The sequence below is a fragment of the Desulfovibrio sp. genome, assembly GCF_047607245.1.
Taxonomy (GTDB): Bacteria; Desulfobacterota; Desulfovibrionia; order Desulfovibrionales; family Desulfovibrionaceae; genus Desulfovibrio.
Genome location: NZ_JASGDK010000023.1, coordinates 1 through 9,676, shown reverse-complemented (window position 1 = coordinate 9,676; position 9,676 = coordinate 1). Strand labels below are relative to the sequence as shown.

Below are 9,676 nucleotides of genomic sequence, written 5' to 3'. Positions count from 1 at the left end.
TTTCTGCAAAGGATATGCAACAGGTATGGTTGATGACCGCAATGGGCGGTATCATGAGTGGAGCTATGGGCATTCAGGCTCATTTTTCCAATGGGCTGGCGGCGCTGTATCTCGCTACCGGACAAGACGCCGCCTGCGTTTCTGAATCCAGCGTCGGCGTTACGAGGATGGAGGTGGAGGACAACGGCAATCTGTATGTGACGCTCACCTTGCCCAACATCATTGTGGGAACCGTGGGCGGTGGTACCAAACTGCCTTCACAAGCCGTAGGGTTGAAGATGCTTCAGCTTGCCGGCAAGGGCCAGTCTTTTGCACTGGCAGAGGTTTGCGCCGCCACTTGCCTTGCAGGCGAGTTGTCGCTTCTCGCTGCTGTGGCTTCCGACCATTTTGCGGCAGCTCACGAACGCCTGGCTCGGTGAAAAGTTGCCCTGATATGAGAACAGGCATCTCCCCCCGAGCGTATAGCGGTAGGGAGATGCCTGTACACACCTGTAAAAACGGCTAGTAAAGTTCAGGATATATAGAATAAAAACGGCCTATCCTGACATACTGAGACGAGTAATAATGTCTTTCTGCCTGATAATAAACTTACCGGGCGTGCACCCATAGTGCTTGCGGAAAGCCGTGATAAAGTGGCTCACGTTGGTATAACCCGCCTCCCAGGCGCACTGGCTGACGTTGGATTCGCCATCAAGAAAACGCTTGTAAGCATGATTGACGCGGCAAAACTGCACGTATCCGCTGATGGTCATACCGAATAGCTGTTTGAATCCTTTTTTAAGTTTGTATTCATTAAGGATGAACATCTTGCTCAACTCTTGCAATGACGGCGGCTGTTCAAAAGAACTCTCAAGCTGGTGCTTAACAAGGGTCAACTGTGCCATGTCCTGTTGGCTGAGAAGCATCGGCGCTGCCACACCGGACAGCTTTTGCAAAGACTCAAGTGCAAGGGCAAGAAATTCAAGGCACGCTCCTCGCCTGTACATCTCTTTTGCCTGTCCTTTGACAGGGGGCAGGATCAACCGCCTGCCAGCCTCCAGCAACAGTAGCGGGGCCGTTACCACCTGAATATGCAGTTTCTTCTGGTCAGACGTTCTGAGCAGCCAGGGTTGCATCGGATTTTTGCCGTACAACCGTTCCAGTGTCTCAAAACTTATGCAAATGTTGACCATTGAAAGTTCGCCCCGCTGAAAGACGGACTCTCCTCGCACAGTAGAATAGTGATACACTGCAAGCTGATTTTGCCCCTGGGCTACCACATCTGGCGGGTCAGATTCGATGCGTGTCGTAACCAGCCCCGCCAGACATAATGAAAAAACAAGGAGCCGCGCCTGGCTTGGCGGTATCTCCGTAGCGAATCGCACCCGTAGCTCATTTTTTAAAATATCGTGAGGCAAGACTTCAAGAAAAATGTCCGGGAACGGCTGGCTTCTTTCAGAAACAATGCCAGCTGCACCTTCTTTATCCCGGCGGTAAGCCATGCCCTTTTCACGAGGAAAATACTCGGAAACCCGCTCCATGCACATATTCATGACATCACCCCAACCTGCCTCCTTATGGCCCCAATTAGAATTTACATATGCGGCTGATACCATTTTTTACATTTTTTGTAAAAACGAATTTCAATTTCACATAATTTATCATAACTAGTAATTTTTCAAGCATATAAGTAATCAGAAGAGTAAAGTAGTTCTGCACAAGCCGTCTGCGTGCAGGACACCACACACTGGCCTTATATTTGGCATATCTGCCTGGGTAATCGTTTTGTGCCAAAGCAGTTTCAAGCCATATCACTCTGGCTGAGCTTGCTCCTAAGCCTCATTTCGCTCTGTACAGGTGGCATGGGCATAGCTAGTTCTCAAAGCTGCTTTAATAAAAAATACTTGGACTCCTCGACGCTGCTCACCTGATATTGAACATGACAGACCTCTTATGCCAGAAATGCGCCCCCACAGCCATTGACACCATACCCCATAGGGGTATGGTGTTCATAAAAGTAAGGGTGGAAGTATGAGCGACTGTATGGACGTCGACGCTGTTACCAAGCGGCTTCGGCGAATTGAAGGACAGATCAAAGGCATCATAAAGATGGTCGAGAACGGCAAGCCTTGCGAAGACGTTCTTGTTCAGATAGGCGCGGCCAAGTCAGCTCTACACAAAACAGGGCAGGTAGTTCTTGAAGGCCATATGCAGCATTGCGTCTTGGATGGCATCAAAAACGGAAACGAAGCCGAGGTGTTGAAGCGGCTGACATCAGCCATTGAACAATTTTCAAGAATTGTCTGACTTACCAATATATGTGGTGCTGCCACATATATTTTTTCTGACAATCCATATACCCCATAGGGGTACAAGGTATATAACTGCTATTTTTACCGCAAAAAGGAAGCACTTTGCATGCTTAAAACTCTCTTCAATATTCTGTCCGGGCTACGCATGACCGTGCTGGGGGGGGCTTTTCTGGCCGCCAGCCTTGTGATCCTGCTGGGGGACATTTCTGTTCCGTTAGACCCGGCCTGGGTTACGGTTTTCATTTGCGGGTTTCCTTTAGTCTATCTCGCTCTGTATCGCATCTTTTTTGAGCGGCGCATCACATCCGCCCTGCTCATCTCCATAGCCATGTTTGCGTGCATTTATATTGGCGAGCTGTTTGCCGCCGGAGAGGTCGCGTTCATTATGGCTATCGGCGCCATTTTGGAAGAAAGAACCGTAGAAAAGGCGAAAAAAGGCATAAAGGAGTTAATCAGTCTCATGCCCTTGCAGGGCCGCAAGCTTACGCGACACGGCGAAATCATAGAGGAAGTAATGGTTGCTGTTGAGCAAATCCGCTGCGGCGACTTGTTGCGAATTTTACCGGGTGAAACCGTGCCTGTGGACGGAACTATCCGTATCGGCAACACATCCATAGACCAGTCAACTATGACCGGAGAGTTTCTGCCAGTGGATAAAATGGTGGGAGACGGCGTATTCAGTGGAACAATCAACCGATTCGGGGCGATTGATATTGAAGCCACCAAGATCGGTGAGGATTCTTCTTTGCAAAAACTTGTCAGCATGGTGCAGGAGGCAGAAAACAGCAAAGCACCCATGCAGCGCATTGTGGACAAGTGGGCCGCATGGCTTGTTCCCATAGCAATGATCATTGCCGTTGGCGCGTATGCCATCACAAACGACATCGTGCGGGCTGTTACCGTTCTTGTGGTTTTTTGCCCTTGCGCTCTGGCGCTGGCCACTCCCACATCCATCATGGCCGCCATTGGTCAGGCCACCCGACAAGGTGTTTTGATTAAGTCCGGTGAAGCTCTGGAAAATATGGGCAAGGTTGACCGCATAGCCTTTGACAAAACAGGAACACTCACCCACGGCACTCTGGTTGTCAGCGACATCATTTCCTTCTTGCCTGAAAAAACGCCGCACAACCTGTTGCAACTTGCTGCTTCGGTGGAAGCACTGTCAGAGCACCCGCTTGGCAAAGCCATTGTTGCTCATGCCAAAGACAAAAACATTTCTCTGGCAAAGGCAGGCGGCTTTATCATGACGCCCGGCAGGGGTATCAGCGCCAGTGTTGACGACACTGATTTGCTTGTCGGGAACATCGGCTATTTGCAGGACAACGGTGTGCATGTTGATGAAAAGGCCGCTGCAGCCCTGAAAAATCTGCGCATGCAGGGCAAGGCGGTAATTTTGATCGCCCTTGACGGTGTCTGCGCGGGTGCCGTGGCATTTTCGGACACATTACGGGCTCGTGCACAAGGGATGGTAAGTAAGCTGCATGATATGGGGACAGGTGTTGTTCTTTTGACTGGCGACCATGCGCAAACAGCCAGCCATTTTTCAAAACAGGCCGGAATTGACCTTGTCTACTCTGAACTTCTCCCGGCGCAGAAGGTCGAACACATCAAAATATTGCAGCAGCAAGGCCATGTTGTATGCATGATTGGCGATGGCATAAATGACGCACCAGCGCTGAAGATCGCTGATGTTGGCGTGGCAATGGGCTCTATGGGCAGCGATATTGCCATTGACGCAGCCGACATCGCGCTGATGGGCGACGATATCGCGAAAATCCCCTACCTGAAGCGCCTCTCTGATGCCACGGTTAATACCATCAAATTTAACATTACCCTGTCGATGGCAATCAATTTTGTTGCCATCAGCATGTCGGTCATGGGCCTGCTCAACCCCATAACGGGGGCTCTGGTACACAACGCTGGTTCCGTTCTGGTTGTGCTCAATGCCGCCCGTCTGTACGAGCGAAAATTGATGCCCGCCACTAAGTAACCGGGCCAGTATCTAAACAAATCCCTTCAGTTGTGTTGATTTCACGTGTGAGTATGGATTATCCAGACTCAATCAACTCACTAAATTATTTAGCTTAATCAAGCAGGTTTTTTTATTTAAAAATCAGAAAATGGATAATAGGTTGAATTATATGCGGATACTCTCGACACATGATTCACGTTACACGTGGCCCAAGCGGACTTGTGGCCTTTGACGATGCTGCGGATCTGAGCCAGGCTTTGCCAGTGATGGGGCACAGACCGTTGCTCTTGTTTGACATCATCCGCCGTGCAGTACGCGAATATAACCATTTGGCTTTCATGCCATCAGGCATCTGGCGGTCACCACTTTCCCCATGAGGGCAAAAGGTCTCTTGCTATACAGCACGCTAGCAACACGAAAAACGGGCAACCTTGGACAGATACATGTACAACCTTGGAGCATTCTAGAAATTACAAATGATCTAAGCGCGCCGACAAGCCGTGGTCAGCCAATCGGCCCTTCCTCTTTTATGCTTTTTCTTCGCCTTTACAAAAAAGAATTCCTTAGCTGACAAAAAAGAAGAGAAACAGGGGAAGAGGCAAAAGCCGTTGTGGTTCGGCACAATTAATGACAAACATCCGACAAACTCATCACGACTAGAACGGAGTAGAAGAACATACGTTAGACTTTGTTTTTGGGAAGCTCCCTGGCATTGATATGCCCCAATCAAGTAGTCATGGTAGTAAAGTTCCTCTTGGCTAAAAACTTGAGGCGGATTTCGTATGGCAACGAAAAAGAAGGCCACTTATACGCCCACCTCCAAAGAAGAGCCGTATAACTCTATCTTGAAAGTGGGCGTAGCTATCAGCAACTCGCCGAAGAACTGGGCATAAAAGATAAAAGGGCGTTACGAGAATGGGTCGCCAAGGTAAAATCTGGCGGATCGCTTGAAGAAAGCCGTGGTAAGAACAACAACAGTGGACGATGCGACCAGTCTAAAACGAAATTTCCCCCTACTGAAGAAGAAGTTACATATGTCAAAACGGAGATTCCCCTCTCCTTCAAGGGGACCTGTCAGATCAAGTCGAAACTAGTTCAAATAATAGCTGGCAAGTAGTTTTGTTAACTCCAACTAGGGAACCCACCAACTACAAATAACTCTATCAGCTTACCCTGCTTGTATTTGCTGAGACGATTTTTTCTCATGAGTGAATCGTAGACGATTTACATTCTCTAGGACAGCTCCCAATTTATTTTCATTTTATTTGCAGTGTCAACTATGCTGAAAGTGTTGCTTATTAAACTTACACTGCCGATTTATATTTTAAATAAAAAAGATAATATTAAATAGTGATATTTTATTACACGTTCATTTATGACCTATCAACAATCTATTATAAATATATTTTTCCATATCCAAAAAAAATCCGTAGGCTGTCATCGCCTCCTACACAAAGCATTTCTGTATAGCAGCCGTTCTCACGAGCTTCACCGGAGGATTCGACCTTCAACATCCTGTGAAACCATTGTCATCCAGTCGGAACGCAGCCTGCCTAGCGACCATATTGAGTGGGTTTTGCATGCGTTTTGCACTTCTATTGTCCAGCTTAATGCGCCTGCCAACGCGCAGGCCAGGCAGCAGCAGAGAGCACACGGCTCTAGATTTCTGCGCGTGCCCATTCTCGCAATGTCATCCTAATAAAAAATTCTGCCTTCCCATTAGTTTGTGCTCAATAAGGCCGATCACGCTTATGTTGCATCCTAACCCTCCTAACTACCCCACTAAAATCCCTGACTTATAACACTTTAGCCTCGTTTCTCTAAAGAAATATTGATAAAATAGTTGCCTTCTGATAACCTCAAAAAATGAGGGCATTCAATTTATCAACTTTATTTTTACAAAACGTTACAAGGTAACACCCCACATCCTAATGGGCTGCTAACCCGCAGATCTGGCAACGTGCCTATTAAGCACTCAAATAGATTCATACACAAAGCACTGTGCCTAAACACCTATGAAAACTGCTTGGGGGGGTCCGAATGGATATTGACAAGTGGGGCGGTCTTTACAACCTGGAATACCATCACAGCAGTCTGGTCGGCGCAACTCCAAGGGGGTGTTGTCGCGCGGATAGACTGAAAATTGTCTAAAGGGGGAAAAGCGGCTAAAAACTGCTATTTCTTGTCCGGACAATCGGCCAACCTTAAAGCTTTATAAGGCATCCATGAACAGACGTTATGCACAGACTTCTGCCAAACGAGATATCTTACTTTTTTCCACGGCAGACTGGGACAACCCCTTTTGGACTAACAAGCAGCATATGGCTGTATTATTCGCCAAGCGTGGCTACCGCGTTTTGTATGTTGATTCTCTTGGCTTGCGACGGCCCATGCTCCATAAACAGGATATAGGACGCATTGCACGCCGCCTTTGCAAGGCTGTCCCCATTGCCCGCCAAGTTTCGGCCAACTTGTGGCGCGTATCACCATTCGCACTGCCTATGCATGGGTCAGCGGCAATACGGGCCCTCAACGCTCGTTTGCTGCAGGCAACCATCACATGGCACCTTGCTCGTCTGAAAATGCGCGCCCCTCTTATCTGGACATATAATCCAATTATTGCCAACATATGCGAATCCATCCCCAATAGTGGCATTGTTTACCACTGCGTGGATGACCTTGGTGCTGCTCCCCGTATCGATCACTCTGTCATTTCAGCTGGAGAAAAACACCTAGGCACTTTGGCCAAGGTCTGTTTTGCAACATCACCCTTTTTGCGTGACCGCATGAAAAACTTATTTCCGCATGTTGTCTATGAGCCTAATGTTTGTGATCAGGCTTTTTTTGAAACAGCCCGGAGCATGCCACACCCTCCCCCTGAACTTGCAAATATTCCACACCCACGAGTACTATTTGTCGGAGCGCTAAGTGAATATAAGGTAGACTACGACCTTATTGAAACATTGGCCCAGCGACATCCGCAAATGCACTGGGTGCTTATTGGCCCGGTGGGAGAGGGCCAACCCGACAGTCGCAAACCGCCTAATATGGACAATATTCATATTCTTGGGCCACGGGCTTACGGACAATTGCCATATTTTATGGCTCATTGTGATGTGGCAGCCTTGCCAGTACCACGCAATGCCTACACGGATGCCATGTTCCCTATGAAATTTTTTGAATATCTTGCGGCGGGGCTTCCTGTTGTGGGTTCCCGCCTCCCGGCGCTCAAGGATTTTGAACACCTCTACTTTTCAAGTGCGTCTGCGGATGAGTTTGAAGACAACCTTATAAAAGCCCTTGCCGGAGAACGGCAAGACACCAATGCCATTGACGCGGCCTGTCGATACCATTCGTGGGAAGCGCGTTTCGCACGAATGGAGGCTGTGTTGGATGATATTTTTCCGCTGCAAACAGTAACGCCGCAGGTCGGTAGAGACACGACGCATGCATAGAAAATTGTATGATCTTTTTGGGATAATGGTGACAAATCTTCTGTACCCTCTTGCTGAAAAAAAGCAAAATCGATGTATCACACCAAAATTCCATGTTTTGCGGTCCGAAGCCGTACTTCCGTTTGCACAAAGGAAGCTCTTGGCTGCACGACGCATGGCTACATTGCTTGCGCACGCAAAAAACACTGTACCCTATTATCGCGACCTTTTTCAGCAGCATGGGTTTGACCCTGAGAGCGTAAACCGGGATATGCGCTATTTTTCGGACTTGCCCTACCTTACGAAAGCTATCCTTCGTGAGCAGGGCAAGCGACTGATCAGCGAGCCATATCTCGAGCGCATTGTGCGCGAGCAAAAAACCGGCAGTTCCACCGGGCTTGCCGCATCAATTTTTTATGACCAGGAAGGACTGGATTGGACAGCAGCCCAGAATATTCTCATGCTGGAATGGGGTGGAAAACGCCGTTATAATCGGGAGGCGCATCTTTCAACACGCTTTGCCTCAATCCCCCCTGAAGCCTTACGCTTTGAACAAAAAAAGTGTTTTGTTCTTAACAGGTGTAACATTTACACCGATGGTTTTGGTGATGCGGCGCAAGAAAAACTGCTGAAAGATCTGCACAAGGCAAAAGCAAGGGTCGTGCAGGGGCACCCCTCTTCCCTTTACGCGCTGGCCAGATATCTTGAAAAAAATAACCGACGGACACCGGGGTTGTTTGAAATATTTGTGACGACCGGCGAAATGCTACTCCCCCATCAGCGCGAGACTATCGAGCGTTCCTTGGGGATAAGAGTATCCAACCGTTACGGAGCATGTGAATTTGGCGTCATGGCCCAAGAGCTTGCCTCTGGGCCGCGCGGGCATATGCTGGTTTCGGATTCGCTGGTCTGGCCCGAAGTTGCCGCCACCGAAGAGGCGGGATGCTCCGAATTAGTGTTCACCAATCTGCGCAACAACGCTATGCCGCTCATCCGTTATCGCATGGGTGACCTTGGCGCGCTGGAAGAACGTCCTGATGGTTGGTGGATTGTCAACCTCACGGGGAGGGTTCATGATACCGTCACCATCGATAATACCACCTATCCTACACACTACATTCAGGACATCTTGGATCGGTGTGGCCCAATTTCAGATTTTCAAATAATGGTCAAAGGCAATGCCGCTGCGGAGTTACGGTTGGTGACCCCCTCTGAACACTGGGATCAAGTGCAAGCTGCAGTGCGGGAAAGCTTTCCTTCCTTGGCCTTGCGGCGAATTGATGCTGAACAGCTTGTGTTTGTTGGTATTCGTGGAAAATTTTCCTATCTTGTGCGGGAGAGAGCATGACCTTACCGTCCAAATGGCGCTGGTATCGAGATTTACTCCAGGTACTGTTGCATAAAGAATTGACGGTGCGGTATAAGGGCAGCCTCCTCGGATTTGTCTGGTCGCTCCTCAACCCTTTGGCCTACGCACTAATTTTTTATCTGGTGTTCAGCGTCTACATGCGCTTTCAGGTAGATCACTATCTGGTAGCCTTGCTGGCGGCCATGTTTCCTTGGCAGTGGTTTGTCAATAGTGTCAATGAAGGACCACACATATTTGCAGCCAACCCAACCCTTATTAAAAAAGTAGCTTTTCCACGGCAGGCCATCCCCTTGGTCATGATTCTGCAAAATATGGTTCATTTTTGCATTGCACTGCCCGTTTACGCAGCATTTATGATTGCCGATGGCCTCATGCCCGGCATAATTTGGCTTTGGGGCATTCCTCTACTGATTGGCATAACACTAATAACAATCTACGGCATGTGCCTACTTCTTGGCTCCGTAAATCTTTTCTTTCGCGATCTGGGTAATATGACAACCATCATCACCCAGATGGCTTTTTTTGCTACGCCAATCATGTATACGCTGGGGCAGGTTCCAAAACACTATTATTGGTGTCTTAAAGTAAATCCTGTAGCCCCAATAATTAT

7 protein-coding genes and 1 pseudogene are annotated in these 9,676 nt (G+C 48.4%); 7 read left to right on the top strand and 1 reads right to left on the bottom strand.

All coding sequences use genetic code 11. From position 1 onward, the window contains the following. Positions 1-419: pseudogene (locus tag QM579_RS02070) on the top strand (hypothetical protein); the annotation flags it as partial. A 117-nt stretch (positions 420-536) separates the two neighbouring features. On the opposite strand, the gene QM579_RS02065 reads toward QM579_RS02070, so the two are convergent. Continuing rightward, positions 537-1,532, bottom strand: a complete 996-nt coding sequence (locus QM579_RS02065; RefSeq protein WP_414997568.1) for a helix-turn-helix transcriptional regulator — start codon at positions 1,530-1,532, stop codon at positions 537-539. A gap of 490 nt (positions 1,533-2,022) precedes the next feature. Here QM579_RS02065 and QM579_RS02060 point away from each other — a divergent pair, with 490 nt between their 5' ends. The 6 genes from QM579_RS02060 to QM579_RS02035 form a co-directional block, all read left to right on the top strand. Then, a complete protein-coding gene (locus QM579_RS02060; protein ID WP_414997567.1) occupies positions 2,023-2,286 on the top strand; it encodes a metal-sensing transcriptional repressor in 264 nt (87 codons plus the stop codon). A 111-nt stretch (positions 2,287-2,397) separates the two neighbouring features. Continuing rightward, positions 2,398-4,281, top strand: a complete 1,884-nt coding sequence (locus tag QM579_RS02055; RefSeq protein WP_414997566.1) for a heavy metal translocating P-type ATPase — start codon at positions 2,398-2,400, stop codon at positions 4,279-4,281. Positions 4,282-4,451: 170 nt separating this feature from the next. Further along, entirely contained in the window at positions 4,452-4,640 is a 189-nt protein-coding gene (locus QM579_RS02050; RefSeq protein ID WP_414997565.1) for a hypothetical protein, read from the top strand. Between the two features lie 2,205 nt (positions 4,641-6,845). After that, entirely contained in the window at positions 6,846-7,718 is an 873-nt protein-coding gene (locus tag QM579_RS02045) for a glycosyltransferase (RefSeq protein WP_414997564.1), read from the top strand. A gap of 154 nt (positions 7,719-7,872) precedes the next feature. Further along, positions 7,873-9,045 carry a phenylacetate--CoA ligase family protein gene (locus QM579_RS02040; RefSeq protein WP_414997563.1) on the top strand — a complete coding sequence of 391 codons (1,173 nt, stop codon included), beginning with the start codon at positions 7,873-7,875 and terminating at the stop codon, positions 9,043-9,045. Next, positions 9,042-9,676 (top strand): ABC transporter permease (locus QM579_RS02035; RefSeq protein ID WP_414997562.1); only part of this gene is annotated, 635 nt, incomplete at its 3' end. The genes QM579_RS02040 and QM579_RS02035, both read left to right, overlap by 4 nt.